The following is a 16,603-nucleotide window of genomic DNA, read 5'->3' as shown; positions in this document are numbered from 1 at the left end:
GCTTTCACACAGCTTGGAATGCGCCCTGTAACGCCGTGTTGGCGGCAACGGGACGCCTATAGTCGTGAGGAGGACCCGGGAAGTCAATTGCATGTGTTACCGCATTGTTACGGCGTGAGTGTTACCGCCGTAACTGATGCGTTTCAGCAGTCAGGCCAGACGTTCCAGGCCGACAAATGGGCAGGCGGCGAGCAGAGCGCGCAGGTGGCGGCCGTCGGCCAGTTGCAGGTCGGCGGGGGCCAGTTCGGCCAGGGGATAGAGGACAAAGGCCCGGGCCTGCATATGGTAATGCGGGACCTTGAGTCGCGGTTCGTCGATCAGGCGATCGCCGAACAGCAGGATGTCCAGGTCCAGGGTCCGCGGTCCCCAACGCTCGAGACGCTCGCGGCCCTGGCCGTTTTCGATGGCTTGCAGCGCGTCCAGCAGTTCGAGGGGCGCGAGGCTGCTGTCCAGGGCGGCCACGGCGTTGGTGTAACGCGGTTGGCCGGGCAGCAGGGAGTCGCTTTGATAGAAGGCCGAGACCCCCGCCAGTTGGCTGTGCGGCAACTGCGCCAGGGCGTCGATCGCGCTGCGCAATTGCTCTGCCGGGGCAGCCAGGTTGCTGCCCATGCCGATGTAGATGCGTTCCATCGGGTTATTCGCCGGAAGCGCTCGGTGCGCCGGCGGTGGCGCGTTTGCGTTTGGCGCCACTGCTGCGACGACGCTTGCGCGGACCTGTGCCGGCTTCGTCCTTGCCACTCAGATCGCGAATCATGTCGCGGCGACCGGCTTCGTTGGCGTCCTGATAGTCGGTCCACCATTCGCCCAGGCCATCGGTCTGTTCGCCGGCGCTTTCGCGCAGCAGCAGGAAGTCATAGCCGGCGCGGAACCGCGGGTTGTCCAGCAACTGGTCGGCGCGCTTGCCGCTGCGGCGTGGCAGACGTTCCTGCATGTCCCAGATTTCGCGGATCGGCATGGTGAAGCGTTTTGGAATGGCGATGCGCTGGCACTGTTCGCTGATCAATTCGTGAGCGGCTTCCTGCATCGCCGGAATTGGCGGCATGCCGCGTTCCTGAAGGCGCAGCACGCGAGCCGGCAAGGCAGGCCACAGCAGCGCGGCGAACAGGAAGGCCGGGGTAACCGGCTTGTTCTGCTTGATGCGTAGGTCGGTATTGACCAGGGCTTCGCTGATCAGCGTATGGGTGTAGGTCGGGTTGTACTCCAGCGCCTCGGCGCTGGCCGGGAACAGCGGATCGAACAGTTGCAGGTCGACCAGCATCTCGAATGTGTCGGCGGCATGGCCGGACAGGAACAGCTTGAGCACTTCCTCGAACAGGCGCGCCGAGGGGATTTCCCGCAGCATGGGGGCCAGGTCGCGGATCGGTGTGGCAGTGTGTTTCTCGATGCCGAAATCCAGCTTGGCGGCGAAGCGCACGGCCCGCAGCATGCGTACCGGGTCCTCCTGGTAGCGCTGGCGTGGGTCGCCGATCAGGCGGACCAGGTGATTGCGAATGTCGTGCACGCCGTTGGCGTAATCGAGGATGCGTTCGCTGACCGGATCGTAATACAGGGCGTTGATAGTGAAGTCGCGGCGCTGGGCGTCCTCTTCGAGGGTGCCGTACACGTTGTCGCGCAGGATGCGCCCGCTTTCGTTGCGCGAGGACTGGTTGCTGTCTTCCTCTTCATCGTTTTGCGGGTGATTGGCGCGGAAGGTCGCGACCTCGATGATTTCGCGGCCGAAGTGGATATGCACCAGCTTGAACCGACGGCCGATGATCCGTGCGTTGCGGAATTCGGCCCGCACCTGTTCCGGTGTGGCGCTGGTGGCGACGTCGAAATCCTTGGGGGTGATATTGAGCAACATGTCGCGCACGCAACCGCCGACCAGGTAGGCCTGGTAGCCGGCGTTCTGCAGGCGTTCGACGATGTTCACCGCATAACGGCTGAACTGGGCGCGTTGCAGCGAATGTTGGCTGCTGTTGAGCACTTCAGGCGTGCTGCGTTTGTGTTGCGTACGACGCAAGGGAGAACGGAATGACTGGAACAACTTCTTCAGCATGGGATGCACTGTTTGAAGGAATGTTCGGCCATAACGAAGAATGACCGCATGATGGGCGGGGATTCTAGCATTTAGTCGGGGGATGGTGTAGGAAGCTGCGGCGAGTCGTGCGCGGGGCTTTGGAACGCGGGTTGGCGGGGCTTTGCGTCAGTAAAGTCGCAATCGCGGAAACCACAAGGGGAGCCGAAGCTCCCCCAGAAGTGTTTGCGTGCTCTATTTTTATTATTGGTTTCGGGCTTCTTGTTTTTGTTTAACGCCCTTGTCACCTGGTTAACCCAGATGACCCTCCCAATCGGGAGCCAAGAGCAAACGGATTGCTTTGGTCGCTGTGTTGCAATGATCGATGATCCAACCAGTTCAGGCTCTGCCTTAGGGCAGTTTTTGTTGTTCTCGGCCTGGTTGTGGGGCAAGCCCCAATGACAACGCCTCTCCAAAAGAATCAGTTAGCTGCGCCTCCGCCGTGTTGTTTTTATTGTGCGTGAGTCGATTCGTCTTATTTTTATTGTCTTATGCATTGCTTGTTATTGTTCTTGTATCAAACATATAGCAGGTGCCGTGCCAACTTTTGTGAGGCCCAGTAAAACAAGGGGTTAGGCGTGGTGTTGAGGTTTTCGCGGGCGAAAAAAAGCCGGGGCTTCGTTACCTTAAGCCCCGGCTTGTGTTACGTGAAATGACTGAGGTAACAGTTTTTTCACAAGGTCGCGTGTTACCCGCAACCCGTTACCGCCGAACTTCAGCTTTCGCTGGCGACTCCGGTCTTGCGCCGTGGGATGCCCAGGCGCTGGCGGCGTTCCCACAGGCATTTGCGGCTGACGCCCAGTTTGCGCGCCAGTTCGGTTTCGGTCATATGGTCCTGGTGCTCGAGAACGAAATGCTGGAAGTAGTCTTCCAGCGACAGGTCTTCGGTCGGCTCGTGGCTGCTGTTGTTGGCGTTGACGGCCTGGGGCGCCAGGCCGATGAATTCGTCGTCTTCCAGATCGCTCAGTTCGATATCGATACCCAGCAGCTCGGCAGAGATTTCCGGGCTTTCGCACAGGATGACCGAGCGCTCGACGGCGTTTTCCAGTTCGCGAACGTTACCTGGCCACGAGTAGTGACGAATGGCTTGCTCGGCGTCCGGAGCGAACTTCAGGTCAGTACGGCCCACGCGTGCGCTTTGACGGGCGAGGAAGGCATTGGCGATTTCGTTGACGTCGGCGCCGCGTTCGCGCAGGGCTGGCAGTTTCAGGGCAATCACGTGCAGGCGGTAATACAGGTCTTCACGGAACTGGCCGATCTTGGCCAGGCTCTTGAGATCGCGGTGGGTCGCGGCGATCAGGCGCACATCGACCTTCTGCGATTGCACCGAACCAACCCGGCGAATCTCGCCTTCCTGCAGCACGCGCAACAGGCGGGCCTGGGCTTCGAGCGGCAATTCGCCGATTTCATCGAGGAACAGGGTGCCGCCGTCCGCCGCTTCCACCAGGCCGGCGCGCCCGGCGCTGGCACCGGTGAAGGCGCCTTTTTCATGACCGAACAGCTCGGACTCGATCAGGGTTTCCGGAATGGCCGCGCAGTTCACCGAGATCATCGGTGCCTTGGCGCGCTTGGACAGGTTGTGCAGGGCGCGGGCCACCAGTTCCTTGCCGGTCCCGGATTCACCCTGGATCAGTACATTGGAGTCTGTCGGGGCGACCTTGCGGATCTTGCTGTACAGGTCCTGCATCGGTGGGCAGGAACCGATGATGCCGATTTCGCCGTTGCTGGCACTGGCGCCAGCCTTGTCCGCGCCGTTGCCCGGCTTGGCGGCCGGCCGCTCGTTGGGGCTGCTTTGCGCAGTCTGGCGGTCGCGCAGGATGCGCGCCACGGCCTGGAGCATTTCGTCGTGGTCGAAAGGCTTGGCGATGTAGTCCACCGCGCCCATCTTCATCGAGTCGACCGCCGAGCGCAGGCTGGCGTAGCTGGTCATAATCAGCACCGGGGTGCCCTGGCCGAGCTTGATCAGTTCGGTGCCGGGGGCGCCTGGCAGGCGCAGGTCGCTGACGATCAGGTCGAACGTGGGAATGCTGAAACGCTCTTGTGCTTCCTGCACGGAACCGGCTTCGCTGACCTGGTACTGGTTGCGTTCCAGCAGGCGGCGCAAGGCGGAGCGGATAATTGTTTCGTCTTCGACGATCAAAATGTGCGGCATTGATTCGATTCTCTCGACGGTCTCAGTTCACAGCGGACGTCGCTTCGACATGACGCGGTAAGGTCACCCGGATACGGGTGCCGCGTTGGCTTTCGGTGTCAGCCGGGCTGTCGATGGTGATTTGTCCATAATGCTCTTCAACGATGGAATAGACCAGTGCAAGGCCCAGTCCGGTGCCCTCGCCAGGATCCTTGGTGGTGAAGAAGGGTTCGAACAGCCGATCCATGATGCTCGTGGGGATGCCGCTGCCTTCGTCTTCGACGATCAGGTCGATCGTGTGTTCGCCGGCCTCGCTCTTGACCCGTACCGCGCTGCCCGCCGGTGAGGCGTCGCGGGCATTGGATAGCAGGTTGATCAGTACCTGGGCGAGCCGCTGCGGGTCGCCATCGACCCAGTGGTCCGGATCGCACAGGTTGAAGAATTGCACTTCGAAGTTGCGCCGGTTCAGCGCCAGCAGACCAATGGCGTCCTGCGCCACCTCGGCCAGGCACACGGCTTCGTCGTTGTGCTGGTGGCTGCCGGCGTGGGCGAAGCTCATCAGCGACTGGACGATGCGCGATACGCGCTTGGTCTGCTCGAGGATCTGGCCGCTGATTTCGGTGAGTTCGCCGTCTTCTTCGCGCTCTTCGCGCAGGTTCTGCGCCAGACAGGCGATACCGGTGATCGGGTTGCCGATTTCGTGGGCCACGCCGGCGGCCAGGCGGCCGATGCTGGCCAGCCGCTCGGAATGCACCAGCTTGTCTTCGAGCATCTGGGTTTCGGTCAGGTCTTCTACCAGCAGCACCAGGCCGCTGTTGCCCGGGGCCAGGGGTTCGTCGATGGCGGCCTTGTGCAGGTTCAGCCAGCGGGTCTGGCCGTCGAGGGCCAGGTGCTGTTTATGCAGATGTTCATCGGGGATGTTGATGAAGCCTTGCAGCAGCTCTCTCCAGGGATCGGCGATGGTGCTCAGGCGCGAACCGACCACATGCTGCGCCGGAATGCTGGTGAGCTCTTCCATGGCCTTGTTCCACATGAGGATTTCCTGGTCCTTGGCCAGGGAGCAGACACCCATCGGCAGTTCCTGCAAGGTCTGGCGGTGGTAGCGGCGCAAGGCATCGAGCTCGGCGGCCAGGCCGGTCAGGCGCGAGTGGTAGTCCTCGAGCCGGCTTTCGATGAAGTGAATGTCTTCGGTCACATAGTTTTCGCCGCCGGCCTTGTAGGGCAGGAAGGTTTCCACCATGTCCTGGGCCACGCTGGGGCCCATCAGGCCGGACAGGTTGGCCTCGATACGGTCGCGCAAGCGGCGCAGGGCATAGGGGCGGCGCTCGTCGAAGGGCAGGTAGAGGTCGCGCAGCGCCTGCTCGACTTCCTTCTGCGCGGCCTTGGCGCCCAGGGGCTTGGCCAGCTGGGTGGCGAACTCCTGGGGCGAGGCAGCATGCAGTTCGCGACGTTGCGGCCGGCGCACGTTGTCCACCGCGCAGGCTTCGGCGGCGCTGGCTTCTTCGGAGCTGGCGTTGGTGAACAGCGAAATCAGGGTGAACATCAGGACGTTGGCGGCCAGCGAGGCGATGGCCGCCATGTGCCAACTGGTGTCGTCCAGCACGTAGATCATGTTCAGCAGCGGTATATAGAAGCCCTGCAAGTTGCCGATCAGCGGCAGCAACATGGTCACCAGCCACACCAGCGTCCCGGCCATCAGCCCGGCGATGAAGCCGCGCCGGTTGGCTGTCGGCCAGTACAGCACCGAGAGCACACCGGGGAGGAACTGCAGGGTCGCGACAAAGGCCACGATGCCGAGGTTGGCCAGGTCCTGTTCGGCCCCCAGCAGCAGGTAGAAGGCATAGCCGGCCATGATGATGGCCACGATCAGCGCGCGGCGGGTCCATTTCAGCCAGCGGTAGATGTTGCCTTCGGCCGGTGGCTGATACAGCGGCAGCACCAGATGGTTGAGGGCCATCCCCGACAGCGCCAGGGTGGTGACGATGATCAGGCCGCTGGCGGCGGAAAGCCCACCGATATAGGCCATCAAGGCCAATGCCGGTTTGTTGGCGGCGATGCCGATGCCAAGGGTGAAGTATTCGGGGTTGGTGGTGGCGCCCAGTTTCAAGCCGGCCCAGAGGATCAGCGGCACCGCCAGGCTCATCAGCAACAGGAACAGCGGCAGGCCCCAGCTGGCGCTGACCAGCGAGCGCGGGTTGAGGTTTTCGGTGAAGGTCATGTGGTACATGTGCGGCATCACGATCGCCGAGGCGAAGAACACCAGCAGCAGGGTGCGCCACGGCCCTTCCTGCAATGGCGTGTGCAGGGCGGCGAGGGCGGTCTGGTTCTGCAGCAGCCAGAGTTCCAGCTGTTGCGGGCCATCGAACACACCGTACAGGGCATAGAGACCGACGCCGCCGATGGCGATGAGCTTGATCACCGACTCGAAGGCGATGGCGAACACCAGGCCTTCGTGTTTTTCCCGGGTGGCGATGTGCCGGGAGCCGAAGAAGATGGTGAACAGGGTGATCAGCGCGCAGAAACTCAGGGCCACCCGGTGCTGCACCGGCTCGCGGGTGAGGATACCGATGGAGTCCGCGACTGCCTGGATCTGCAAGGCCAGCAGCGGCAATACCCCGACCAGCATGATCACCGTGGTCAGCGCGCCGGCCCAGGTGCTGCGAAAACGGAAGGCGAACAGGTCGGCCAGCGACGACAGTTGGTAGGTGCGGGTGATTTTCAGGATCGGGTAAAGCAGCACCGGCGCCAGCAGGAAGGCGCCGGAAACCCCGAGATAACTGGAAAGGAAACCGTAGCCGTACTGATAGGCCAGGCCGACCGTGCCATAAAAGGCCCAGGCGCTGGCGTAGACCCCGAGGGACAGGGTGTAGGTCAGCGGGTGGCGGATGATCGAGCGCGGGATCATGCCGCGTTCGCTGATCCAGGCCACCCCGAACAGCACCAGCAGGTACGCGGCGCTGATCAGGATCATCTGGGTCAGGCTAAAGCTCATCGGCATCTTTTTGGCTCTGCAGGATGAAGGTCACGACGATCAGGATCAGCCAGAGCAGATACGGGCGATACCAGGCGCCCGTAGCATCGATCCACCAATCCATGATGGCTGGGGAGAATAGATAGATCCCCACTACCAGCAGCAGGACCAAGCGATAGATGTACATCTCGGCCTCTCTTTATTGTGTGCGTGCCCGAAAACGTGCGGCGATGGTAACGGATGGGCGCCAACCTGCAAGGGGCGTCAGCGGATTTGCGCTTCGGGCACGCTCAGTGTGCGTGGGATCAGTAAAGCATCCCAGTGTTCGATGCCCCAACTCAGCACTTCCCGAGGGCTGGCATGGGCCATTTGGCTGTCGGTTTTCTGCCCCAGGGCGCGCAGGGCACGCAACAGCAGTGGTGTGGCCTGGTCCGCGGCCAGCGGCGGGGAGCGGTAGGACTTGCCCAGTTTATGCCCATCCGGCTGGGTGATCAGCGGCACATGCAGGTAGCGCGGCTGTGGCAGGCCGAGCAGCTCCTGCAGGTACAGCTGGCGCGGGGTGGAGTCCAGCAGGTCGGCGCCGCGGACGATATCGGTCACCCCTTGCCAGGCGTCGTCGAGCACCACCGCCAGTTGATAGGCGTAGAGGCCGTCGCGGCGGCGGATCACGAAGTCGCCCACATCCCGTCCCAGGTGCTGGCGGAATTCGCCCTGGACCCGATCGGTGAAACGATATTCCAGCTCCGGTACGCGCAAGCGGATGGCGCCATCTTCCTGGTCATGTCCGGCATTGCGGCACAGGCCTGGATAAATGCCGTGGTAGGGTTCCAGCTGTTTGCGCGAGCAGGTGCAGGCGTAAGCCAGGCCTTGGTTGAACAGACGGTTGAGGACTTCGGCGTAGGCCGCGTGCCGCTCGCTTTGGCGGACCATTTCGCCGTCCCACTCGAAGCCGTAGCTTTCCAGGGCCTTGAGAATGGCCGCCTGGGCGCCGGGCTCTTCCCGGGGTGGATCGAGGTCTTCCATGCGTAACAACCAGCGGCCGCCGACGGCGCGGGCATCGAGGTAGGAGGCCAGGGCGGCGACCAGCGAGCCGAAATGCAGGTGCCCGCTGGGGGTTGGGGCAAAGCGCCCGATGTAGGAAGAGGCGTGAGAGACAGTCATGGAGAGGATGTTACTTCGTTCGGTCCCAAGGTGACGATGGCGTCTGGCGGATCGCCATCGCGAGCAAGCTCGCTCCTACAGGGGGTGAGGCGCCGGAAACAAAAACGGAGCGTTCGCACGCTCCGTTTTTCATGCAAGCCAGCGATTATTTGCCGACTTGTTTTTCCTTGATTTCCGCCAGAGTCTTGCAGTCGACACACATGTCGGCGGTAGGGCGGGCTTCCAGGCGGCGAATACCGATCTCGACGCCGCAGGATTCGCACCAGCCGTATTCTTCGTCTTCGATCAGTTGCAGCGTCTTGTCGATCTTCTTGATCAGCTTGCGCTCACGGTCGCGGGCGCGCAGTTCCAGGCTGAACTCTTCCTCCTGGCTGGCACGGTCGGCCGGATCGGGGAAGTTGGCTGCTTCGTCTTTCATGTGATCAACAGTGCGATCGACTTCCTGCATCAAGTCCTGTTTCCACTTGTTCAGGATCTTGGTGAAGTGCTCGCGCATGGGCTTGCCCATGTACTCTTCGCCTGCGGTTTCAACATAAGGCTCGAAGCCGCTGATCGATTGATTCTGTTGCTTTGCTTGGGTGGGCATGAAATGGACCGCCTCTACTCATGTAATCCATTGCGCAGGATTGCTCCATCACCGACACATGCCGGCCCTGCGACTGCAAGCGGGCGAACTTACCAGATCAAATCGGACGGCGCTACTCCCGGTTGTCGAGCCCGCGTCCCGCGGCGCTTGCAAAGGTCGATGCCGCCTGGCCTGGTCTGTTCGGGGGCCTGGTCAATTAATGATTTTAGCCAAGCCTGGGCCTGGTGTCGGTCTTCTTTAACGGGTTGGATGGCGGGGGCTCAAAGGCTTTGGGCTCTCCCTTGTCTCCCGGGGTTGGGTAGAATCGGTTTTTTGCTCACTTCAATGAAGGAAGGCTAATGGCTCAGCCCTACAGTGCGCGCAGCCGCGCTATCGAACCTTTCCACGTGATGGCCCTGCTGGCCCGTGCCAATGAGCTGCAAGCGGCCGGGCACGATGTGATTCACCTGGAAATCGGTGAACCGGACTTCACCACGGCTGAGCCGATCATCAAGGCCGGGCAGGCCGCGCTGGAGGCAGGCAGGACCCGCTACACCGCCGCCCGCGGGATTCCCGAGCTGCGCACGGCCATCTCCGGATTCTATCGGCAGCGTTACGGGCTGGACATCGACCCCGAGCGCATCATGATCACGCCCGGTGGTTCCGGCGCGTTGCTGCTGACCAGCAGCTTGCTGGTCGACCCCGGCAAGCACTGGCTGCTGGCGGACCCAGGCTACCCCTGCAACCGGCACTTCCTGCGTCTGGTGGAAGGCGCGGCGCAACTGGTGCCGGTCGGTCCGGACGTGCGTTATCAGCTGACACCGGATCTGGTGGAGCGTTATTGGGATCAGGACAGCGTCGGCGCGCTGGTGGCATCGCCGGCCAATCCCACCGGGACCTTGCTTTCCCGCGACGAACTGGCGGGGCTGTCGGCCGCGGTGAAGGCGCGTAACGGTCATCTGGTGGTGGACGAGATCTACCACGGCCTGACCTACGGCAGCGATGCCGCCAGCGTGCTGGAAGTCGATGACAGTGCCTTTGTCCTTAATAGCTTTTCCAAATATTTCGGCATGACCGGCTGGCGCCTGGGTTGGCTGGTGGCGCCGCAGGCGGCGGTCGGCGAGTTGGAGAAGCTGGCGCAGAACCTCTACATCAGTGCCCCGAGCATGGCCCAGTACGCTGCGCTGGCCTGCTTCGAGCCAGACACCATCAGTATTCTCGAAGAGCGTCGCAACGAGTTTCAGCGGCGCCGCGACTTCCTCCTGCCAGCCCTGCGCGAGTTGGGTTTTGGCATTGCGGTAGAGCCGGAAGGGGCGTTCTACCTGTATGCCAATATCAGCGCTTTCGGCGGCGATGCCTTTGCCTTCTGCCGGCATTTCCTCGAGACCGAGCATATTGCCTTTACCCCGGGGCTGGATTTCGGTCGCCATCAGGCCGGGCACCATGTCCGGTTCGCCTACACCCAGAGCCTGCCGCGCCTGCAGGAAGCGGTGGAGCGGATTGCCCGTGGCCTGCGGAGCTGGCAAGGCTGATGCGTTTTCATCCCCCCCTCGAAGAAGGTCGCCTGGTCCGTCGTTACAAGCGTTTTCTCGCCGATATCGAGACCATTGGCGGCGAGTTGCTGACCATTCACTGTCCCAGCACCGGTTCCATGTTCAATTGCATGGTCGAGGGCGGGCAGGTCTGGTTCAGCCGTTCCAATGACCCCAAGCGCAAATTGCCCGGGACCTGGGAAATCAGCGAAACGCCCCAGGGGCGGCTGGCTTGCGTCAATACGGCGCGGGCCAACACGCTGGTGGAAGAAGCCCTGCACGCCGGGGTGATCGCTGAGTTGAACGGTTTTACCGCCCTCAAGCGGGAAGTGCCCTATGGCCAGGAAAACAGCCGTATCGACTTCCGCCTGGACTATCTGGGCGGCCCGGCTTTCGTCGAGGTCAAAAGCGTCACCCTGGGCTTTGACGGCTCCGCGGTCGCGGCCTTCCCGGATGCGGTGACCCTGCGTGGCGCCAAGCATTTGCGGGAGTTGGCCTGTCTGGCGCGTGACGGTATTCGGGCGGTGCAGTTGTATTGCGTCAACCTGTCGGGTGTCGAAGCGGTGCGGCCGGCCGAAGAGATCGACCCCGGTTATGCCGCGGCGTTGCGCGAGGCGGTGGCGTCCGGGGTTGAAGTACTGGCCTACGGGGTGCGCTTGACCGCCGAGGAAGTGTGCATCGACCGTCGTCTGGACGTATTGCTCAACGGCTAAAGCTGAACCCAGATGCCCTGGCTGTCTTCCCGGCAGGGGATGGCCGTCAGGGATTGCCCGGCACAGGGGCCGGCGACGCATTCACCGTTTTCGATCAGAAACAGCGCACCATGGGTGGCGCACTGAATCAGGCTGGCGCTGGGATCGAGGAACTGGTCGGCTTGCCACTCCAGAGCGACCCCGCGGTGGGGGCAGCGGTTGGTATAGACGTAGACCTGTCGATCGCGGCGCACCGCGAAAAGTGGCTGGCCTTCGAGGTTGAAACCTCGGCTGGAAGCCTCTGGCAGATCGCCGGGGGGGCAAAGAAACTTCATGTCTATCCTCGGTAACCAACGGATCTGGGCTCAGGCTGTCACAGTTTTCCTGTGGGCGCTTGGTGAAACATGTCTGTGCTTGACGGTCAAATGCAAACAATTATCAAATGGCCGCTTCGCCTGTGGGGCGCTTGCTCATTTCGATGCCTGGGTTGCAGGGCATGTCACATGTACGGCGGTTTCCGTGGGCCCACTCTCTGAAGGAAATACCTTTATGCGTTCGAGTGCCCGCGCAATCGCGCTCTGTGTCGGACTTCTGGCTAGTCATGCCGCTGCGGCGGCCGAGCCACCACAACGCTGGGTGAGCGCCGGAGGCGCCTTGTCCGAATGGGTGAGCGTGCTGGGCGCCGAATCGAAGTTGGTGGGCGTGGACACCACCAGCCAGCATCCCGAATCCCTGAAGAGCCTGCCGAGTATCGGTTATCAGCGTCAGTTGTCGGCGGAAGGCATTCTCAGCCTGCGCCCGCAGATTCTGGTGGGTACCGAAGAGATGGGGCCGCCGCCAGTGCTCTCGCAGGTGCGCGGCGCCGGGGTGCAGGTCGAGCTGTTCTCGGCCCAGGCCGACCTGCCGACCCTGCGGGGCAACCTGCAGCATCTGGGCAAGCTGCTGGGTAGCGAAGACAAGGCGACGCAACTGTTCGAGCAATACCAGCAGCAGCTGGAGCAGCAGCAGGCCTGGATCGGCCAGGCCCAGAAGAAACAGGCCGCGCCGGGTGTGTTGCTGTTGCTCGGGCATGCAGGTGGCAAACCTCTGATTGCCGGTAAGGATACTGCCGCCGACTGGCTGCTGCAGCAGGCGGGCGGACGCAATCTTGCGACCCACACGGGTTACAAGCCCTTTTCCAATGAGTCGTTGGCCGAACTCAACCCCGAGGTGCTGGTGTTTGCCGATCGCAGCCTGAGTGGTGAGGTGGCCCGCGCTGCGCTGTTCAAGGAGAACCCGATTCTCGCCTCCAGCGGCGCAGCCAAGGCCGGCCGGGTCTTCGAGATTGATCCGACCTTGCTGGTGGGAGGCCTGGGGCCGCGCTTGCCACAGAGCCTGAAAAGGCTGTCGGCCGGTTTCTATCCAGCCGAGTCGGGCCAGGCCAGCACCGCCCAATGACCCCTTTGCTTAAACCTCGCACGTTGTTCATTGGCCTGAGCCTGCTGTGTCTGTTGGCGATCTGGCTGTCCCTGGCGCTCGGGCCGGTCAGCCTGCCGTTGCTCGACACCCTGCGTGCCGCCCTGCGTTTGCTGGGCCTGCCCATTGCGGGGCAGGGGCTGGAGCAGGCCGAACTGATCCTCGGGCAGATTCGCCTGCCACGCACCTTGCTGGGGCTGGCCGTAGGGGGCGTCCTGGCCCTGTCCGGCGTGGCGATGCAGGGGCTGTTTCGCAATCCCCTGGCTGATCCGGGGCTGGTAGGCGTCTCCAGTGGCGCGGCGCTGGGCGCGGCCTTTGCCATCGTCGGTGGCTCGTTACTGGGCGGCGTGCCGGAAGCGATCGGTCCTTACCTGCTGTCGTTCTGCGCCTTCCTCGGTGGGTTGATGGTGGCGTGGCTGGTCTATCGCTTGGGACGGCGCAACGGCCAGACCCATGTGGCGACCATGCTGTTGGCCGGGATTGCGTTGACGGCATTGGCCAGCTCGGCGGTGGGCCTGTTCACCTACCTGGCCGACGACGCGACCCTGCGCACCCTGACGTTCTGGAACCTGGGCAGTCTCAACGGCGCCAGTTATTCGAGGTTGTGGCCGCTGCTGCTGATCAGCGCGGCTGTGGCATTGTGGCTGCCACGCCGGGCCAGGGCCTTGAATGCCTTGCTGCTGGGTGAATCTGAAGCCGGCCACCTGGGGATCGATGTCGAACGGCTGAAGCGTGAGCTGGTGTGCTGTACTGCGCTGGGGGTCGGCGCGGCTGTCGCCGTTGCCGGGCTGATCGGCTTTGTCGGGCTGGTGGTACCCCATCTGGTGCGACTGCTGGCGGGACCTGACCACCGGACCTTGTTGCCGGCGTCGATACTGGCCGGCGCCAGCCTGCTGTTGCTGGCGGATCTGGTGGCGCGCCTGGCGCTGGCGCCTGCGGAGTTGCCCATCGGCATCGTGACTGCCTTTATCGGTGCGCCATTCTTTCTGTTTTTGTTATTGCGAGGGCGCGCCTGATGCTGCGAGCGGAAAACCTGGCGGTGCGCCGTGGCAGGAAAACCGTGCTGGAAGGGATCGACCTTGTGCTCAAGCCCGGGGAAGTGCTGGGAGTGCTAGGGCCCAATGGCGCGGGCAAAAGCACCTTGCTGGCGGCCTTGTGCGGCGAGCTGAAACCCGATCAGGGTCAGGTCTGGCTGGATCAGCGTGAGCTCTCTAGGTGGGACGGCGGGCAAAAGGCGCAAAGGCTGGCAGTGTTGCCGCAAAGTTCGACGCTCGAGTTCGCCTTCCGGGTCGAAGAAGTCGTCGGCCTGGGGCGCCTGCCTTATCAAAGCGGCCGGGCGCGGGATGAGGAGATTGTCATGCAGGCCCTGCAAGCGGCGGATGCCGGGCACCTGCACGGTCGCAGCTATGTGGCCTTGTCGGGTGGCGAGCGTCAGCGTGTGCATCTGGCCCGGGTGTTGGCGCAGCTGTGGCCGGGCGCGGTCGGCCAGACCCTGTTGCTTGATGAGCCGACTTCGGCCCTCGACCCTTTGCATCAACATGTCACTTTGCAGGCCATCCGCGAGTTTGCCGATCGTGGGGTCGCGGTCCTGGTGATCCTGCATGATCTGAACCTCGCCGCGCGATATTGTGATCGCCTGTTGCTGCTCGAAGGCGGGCGGCCTCACTCGCTGGACAGCCCGGCACAGGTGCTGCTGCCCGAACCGCTCAAGGCGGTGTTCGGACTGGAGGTGTTGGTGCAGGCGCACCCCGAGCGCGGCCACCCTTTGATCATCGCCCGCTGAGGCGATTCGCGGAGACGCCACATGCGTGTGTTATTGATCCTGAGTGTGTTGCTGCTGGTTGCCTGCGAGGGCGTGCCGGTCATGCCTGAACTTCCGGTCCAGGCTGAAAGCGGGGCGATTCAGGACCTGCGCAGTGGAAAGCTCCTGACTCCAGAGGAGCTGGTCATTCGTCTGGCCCGGGCGCCGCGGGTGATTGTCGGCGAGCAGCATGACCACCCCGAGCATCACGCCTTGCAGCTGTGGTTGTTGCAGGTGATGGCGACCCAGCGCACGCAAGGCAGCCTGCTATTGGAAATGCTCACGCCGGAGCAGCAGCCGCGGGTCGACGCGCTCCGCCAGCACAAGGCGGCGCAGGGCTTGCCCGATGATCTGCCAGGTGCACTGGCCTGGTCGCCGGGTTGGGATTGGGCGCTGTACGGACCTGTCGTGCGCTATGCGTTGCTCCAGCCTTATCCGTTGCTGGCCGCCAATCTGGATAGCTCTGAAGTTCACGGCATCTATCGCCAGGCACCAGCCTTGAGTGGCGAGCACTCGAATGCCGCCTTGGTGCGCAATGAGTTGCTGCAGCAAGTTCGTGATTCCCATTGTGGCCTGCTGCCCGAAAGCCAGATGCCGGCGATGCTGGCGGTTCAGCAGCAGCGCGACCGACGCATGGCCGAGCGCTTGCTGGCGGCACCGACGCCGGCGCTGCTGTTTGCCGGGGCCTTTCATGCACGCAAGGATGTCGGGGTACCGGTTCACCTACTGGACCTCGACGCATCGAACGGCACCGTGGTGCTGATGCTGGCGCAGAAGGGCACGCAGGTACCGCCGCAAAGCGCGGATTACGTGTGGTACAGCGCGCGGCTGCCGGAGAAGGACTACTGCGCCCAGATGCGCCAGTAGGCTTTTTTCAGGCAAAAAAAAGACCCGGCAAGAGCCGGGTCAAATAACCGTGATTAGCCTGATGAGGAGATAATCTGAGAGTCCGAACCACTGGTCTTCCAGGTTATCGACTGATCTCGCGACCAGCTGTTATAATCATAACGATTCTCATTTCCAAGTCAACAAGGTTTTTCCTGTTTCTGCGAATTCCGCCAAACGCTCGTTTGGATTGCCCGTAAGTACGGGGCTTTAAAGGTTGGTGCCCAGGCTGTGCAGGCGGCTGACTTCCTTGTTCAACAAGTCGATTCGCCGCGCCATGCTTTCGATCAGGCTATGGGCGATACGTGGATTGCTCTGAGTCAGGCTGAGAAACTGGCTCTTGGGGATCAGCATCAGGGTGGATGGCTCGCTGGCAATCACGCTGGCGTTGCGTTTCTCCCCGGTGAAAATGGCCATCGCACCAAAGATCTCGTCCTTGGGCACGTCTCCGACCTTGTGTCCGTCGACAAAGGCTTCGGCGTGCCCTTCGATAATGACGAACACATGATCGGCGTCGTCGCCCTGGCGAATTAGCACCTCGCCCTTGGCCACGCGTTGAAAGCCGTTGCTGTTGCGCAACTCGGGCTGCTTGAGGCGGGCGACGGCATCGGAGAGCAGGGCGGTTTGTCCGATCAGGTACTGTAGAAACAGTTCGGAACGCTGTTCGTCGGCATACAGATGCTGGAACACTGCGGAACGCTGATAGGGGATCAGGCTCAATGGCTGCTCGCTGCTGAGTTGCCAGTGCGGCAGGTCCACGCCTCGGCGCAGTCCGAGCAGATCGCCTTCATGCAGATAAAACAGTGGGCGCTCATCGACGCTGGCTTGTACCTGGCCGCTTTCGAGCAGGAACAACTGGCTGTCGGCAAGGCTGCTGGAGAGGTCTTTGGAAGGGGCCATTTCCAACACGTCGCCGGACGGCAGCAGGCCTTCCAGCAGGCGCGGCGGGATGCTCTGCAGCCGATTGATCAAGGCATCGGCGTAAGCCGGTTGTTCCCCCAGTAAATACATAAAAAGCCTGCCAGGTCAGTTCTTTTGGCGTGAAGAAATGGCATCCAGCTGTTTGTTGAGTGCTTCCTTGCGTTCTGCCGGAATGTCATTCCAGTGCACATCCATCAGTGCGCCTTCAATGGCGTACAACAGCACCTTCGAGGCTCGAAACCCTCGGGTCCGCACGGCCCGATAGGCATCCACCGCCCCCAGGCGGCGCAAGTCCGAAGCGCTATGGATGCCCACCGCATGCAGCCATTGTGCCGACGTCTTGCCAAGGTTCTTCAGGTGTTGCAATTCATCATTCATCAAGCCTCCTTGCGACGGCCGAATGGTGCGTGGGCAAGTCTCAAAGGAGTGTAGC

Annotated in this window: 16 protein-coding genes; 6 read left to right on the top strand and 10 right to left on the bottom strand. The window is 62.4% G+C overall.

Translation table 11 applies throughout. The features are described 5' to 3' along the window. Nucleotides 1-150: 150 nt before the first annotated feature. From folK to dksA, 7 genes are all read right to left on the bottom strand, one after another. Entirely contained in the window at nt 151-630 is a 480-nt protein-coding gene (gene folK, locus CRO75_RS09000; RefSeq protein WP_097135030.1) for a 2-amino-4-hydroxy-6-hydroxymethyldihydropteridine diphosphokinase, read from the bottom strand. A 4-nt stretch (nt 631-634) separates the two neighbouring features. After that, entirely contained in the window at nt 635-2,038 is a 1,404-nt protein-coding gene (locus CRO75_RS08995) for a polynucleotide adenylyltransferase PcnB (RefSeq protein WP_009045657.1), read from the bottom strand. A gap of 733 nt (nt 2,039-2,771) precedes the next feature. Then, nucleotides 2,772-4,208 carry a sigma-54 dependent transcriptional regulator gene (locus tag CRO75_RS08985; protein WP_097135028.1) on the bottom strand — a complete coding sequence of 479 codons (1,437 nt, stop codon included), beginning with the start codon at nt 4,206-4,208 and terminating at the stop codon, nt 2,772-2,774. A 22-nt stretch (nt 4,209-4,230) separates the two neighbouring features. Next, nucleotides 4,231-7,185 (bottom strand): sensor histidine kinase, encoded by a 2,955-nt coding sequence (locus CRO75_RS08980; protein WP_177409737.1) that lies wholly within the window; start codon nt 7,183-7,185, stop codon nt 4,231-4,233. Then, the gene (locus CRO75_RS08975) at nt 7,169-7,345 is read right to left on the bottom strand and encodes a hypothetical protein (protein ID WP_003176118.1); all 177 of its coding nucleotides are present in this window, start codon (nt 7,343-7,345) and stop codon (nt 7,169-7,171) included. Before CRO75_RS08975 ends, CRO75_RS08980 begins: the two co-directional genes overlap by 17 nt. Before the next feature lie 77 nt (nt 7,346-7,422). After that, on the bottom strand, nt 7,423-8,319 hold the full coding sequence (gene gluQRS / locus CRO75_RS08970) for a tRNA glutamyl-Q(34) synthetase GluQRS (protein WP_097135026.1): 897 nt from the start codon (nt 8,317-8,319) through the stop codon (nt 7,423-7,425). A gap of 145 nt (nt 8,320-8,464) precedes the next feature. Continuing rightward, nucleotides 8,465-8,905 (bottom strand): RNA polymerase-binding protein DksA, encoded by a 441-nt coding sequence (gene dksA, locus CRO75_RS08965; RefSeq protein ID WP_007924645.1) that lies wholly within the window; start codon nt 8,903-8,905, stop codon nt 8,465-8,467. Between the two features lie 338 nt (nt 8,906-9,243). Between dksA and CRO75_RS08960 the strand changes: the two genes are divergently transcribed. Both CRO75_RS08960 and sfsA read left to right on the top strand, forming a co-directional pair. Next, nucleotides 9,244-10,416, top strand: a complete 1,173-nt coding sequence (locus tag CRO75_RS08960) for a pyridoxal phosphate-dependent aminotransferase (RefSeq protein WP_097135025.1) — start codon at nt 9,244-9,246, stop codon at nt 10,414-10,416. Further along, the gene (gene sfsA / locus CRO75_RS08955) at nt 10,416-11,129 is read left to right on the top strand and encodes a DNA/RNA nuclease SfsA (protein ID WP_097135024.1); all 714 of its coding nucleotides are present in this window, start codon (nt 10,416-10,418) and stop codon (nt 11,127-11,129) included. Before CRO75_RS08960 ends, sfsA begins: the two co-directional genes overlap by 1 nt. Here sfsA and CRO75_RS08950 read toward each other — a convergent pair. Further along, nucleotides 11,126-11,443 carry a Rieske (2Fe-2S) protein gene (locus CRO75_RS08950; protein ID WP_097135023.1) on the bottom strand — a complete coding sequence of 106 codons (318 nt, stop codon included), beginning with the start codon at nt 11,441-11,443 and terminating at the stop codon, nt 11,126-11,128. The two genes, sfsA and CRO75_RS08950, sit on opposite strands and share 4 nt — an antisense overlap. Nucleotides 11,444-11,657: 214 nt before the next feature. Here CRO75_RS08950 and CRO75_RS08945 point away from each other — a divergent pair, with 214 nt between their 5' ends. Genes CRO75_RS08945 through CRO75_RS08930 form a run of 4 tightly spaced genes read left to right on the top strand, consistent with a single transcriptional unit; the run spans nt 11,658 to nt 15,231 of the window. Next, entirely contained in the window at nt 11,658-12,545 is an 888-nt protein-coding gene (locus CRO75_RS08945; RefSeq protein ID WP_097135022.1) for an ABC transporter substrate-binding protein, read from the top strand. Between the two features lie 50 nt (nt 12,546-12,595). Then, on the top strand, nt 12,596-13,579 hold the full coding sequence (locus CRO75_RS08940) for an iron ABC transporter permease (RefSeq protein WP_177409739.1): 984 nt from the start codon (nt 12,596-12,598) through the stop codon (nt 13,577-13,579). Then, on the top strand, nt 13,579-14,346 hold the full coding sequence (locus CRO75_RS08935; RefSeq protein ID WP_097135020.1) for a heme ABC transporter ATP-binding protein: 768 nt from the start codon (nt 13,579-13,581) through the stop codon (nt 14,344-14,346). The genes CRO75_RS08940 and CRO75_RS08935 overlap by 1 nt, the downstream gene beginning before the upstream one ends. A 21-nt stretch (nt 14,347-14,367) precedes the next feature. Continuing rightward, on the top strand, nt 14,368-15,231 hold the full coding sequence (locus CRO75_RS08930) for a ChaN family lipoprotein (protein WP_097135019.1): 864 nt from the start codon (nt 14,368-14,370) through the stop codon (nt 15,229-15,231). Nucleotides 15,232-15,459: 228 nt separating this feature from the next. Here CRO75_RS08930 and CRO75_RS08925 read toward each other — a convergent pair whose 3' ends face one another. Next, a complete protein-coding gene (locus CRO75_RS08925; protein ID WP_097135018.1) occupies nt 15,460-16,260 on the bottom strand; it encodes a cyclic nucleotide-binding domain-containing protein in 801 nt (266 codons plus the stop codon). A gap of 15 nt (nt 16,261-16,275) precedes the next feature. Beyond that, nucleotides 16,276-16,548 (bottom strand): TfoX/Sxy family protein, encoded by a 273-nt coding sequence (locus CRO75_RS08920; RefSeq protein ID WP_007924634.1) that lies wholly within the window; start codon nt 16,546-16,548, stop codon nt 16,276-16,278. Nucleotides 16,549-16,603 lie beyond the last annotated feature (55 nt).

The sequence above is a fragment of the Pseudomonas sp. LAMO17WK12:I10 genome (assembly GCF_900215185.1).
Taxonomy (GTDB): Bacteria; Pseudomonadota; Gammaproteobacteria; order Pseudomonadales; family Pseudomonadaceae; genus Aquipseudomonas; species Aquipseudomonas chlororaphis.
The sequence above is the reverse complement of the archived record's forward strand: the minus strand, read 5'-3'. Positions and strand labels throughout refer to the sequence as shown.

Excerpts from the sequence above, each read along its gene's own strand:
- CRO75_RS08945 (WP_097135022.1), top strand. The coding sequence starts at position 11,658 with ATGCGTTCGAGTGCCCGCGCAATCGCGCTCTGTGTCGGACTTCTGGCT.
- dksA (WP_007924645.1), bottom strand. The coding sequence starts at position 8,905 with ATGCCCACCCAAGCAAAGCAACAGAATCAATCGATCAGCGGCTTCGAG.
- CRO75_RS08980 (WP_177409737.1), bottom strand. The coding sequence starts at position 7,185 with ATGCCGATGAGCTTTAGCCTGACCCAGATGATCCTGATCAGCGCCGCG.
- CRO75_RS08935 (WP_097135020.1), top strand. The coding sequence starts at position 13,579 with ATGCTGCGAGCGGAAAACCTGGCGGTGCGCCGTGGCAGGAAAACCGTG.
- CRO75_RS08930 (WP_097135019.1), top strand. The coding sequence starts at position 14,368 with ATGCGTGTGTTATTGATCCTGAGTGTGTTGCTGCTGGTTGCCTGCGAG.
- CRO75_RS08920 (WP_007924634.1), bottom strand. The coding sequence starts at position 16,548 with ATGAATGATGAATTGCAACACCTGAAGAACCTTGGCAAGACGTCGGCA.
- CRO75_RS08975 (WP_003176118.1), bottom strand. The coding sequence starts at position 7,345 with ATGTACATCTATCGCTTGGTCCTGCTGCTGGTAGTGGGGATCTATCTA.
- CRO75_RS08995 (WP_009045657.1), bottom strand. The coding sequence starts at position 2,038 with ATGCTGAAGAAGTTGTTCCAGTCATTCCGTTCTCCCTTGCGTCGTACG.
- CRO75_RS08960 (WP_097135025.1), top strand. The coding sequence starts at position 9,244 with ATGGCTCAGCCCTACAGTGCGCGCAGCCGCGCTATCGAACCTTTCCAC.
- gluQRS (WP_097135026.1), bottom strand. The coding sequence starts at position 8,319 with ATGACTGTCTCTCACGCCTCTTCCTACATCGGGCGCTTTGCCCCAACC.
- folK (WP_097135030.1), bottom strand. The coding sequence starts at position 630 with ATGGAACGCATCTACATCGGCATGGGCAGCAACCTGGCTGCCCCGGCA.
- CRO75_RS08950 (WP_097135023.1), bottom strand. The coding sequence starts at position 11,443 with ATGAAGTTTCTTTGCCCCCCCGGCGATCTGCCAGAGGCTTCCAGCCGA.
- CRO75_RS08985 (WP_097135028.1), bottom strand. The coding sequence starts at position 4,208 with ATGCCGCACATTTTGATCGTCGAAGACGAAACAATTATCCGCTCCGCC.
- CRO75_RS08925 (WP_097135018.1), bottom strand. The coding sequence starts at position 16,260 with ATGTATTTACTGGGGGAACAACCGGCTTACGCCGATGCCTTGATCAAT.
- sfsA (WP_097135024.1), top strand. The coding sequence starts at position 10,416 with ATGCGTTTTCATCCCCCCCTCGAAGAAGGTCGCCTGGTCCGTCGTTAC.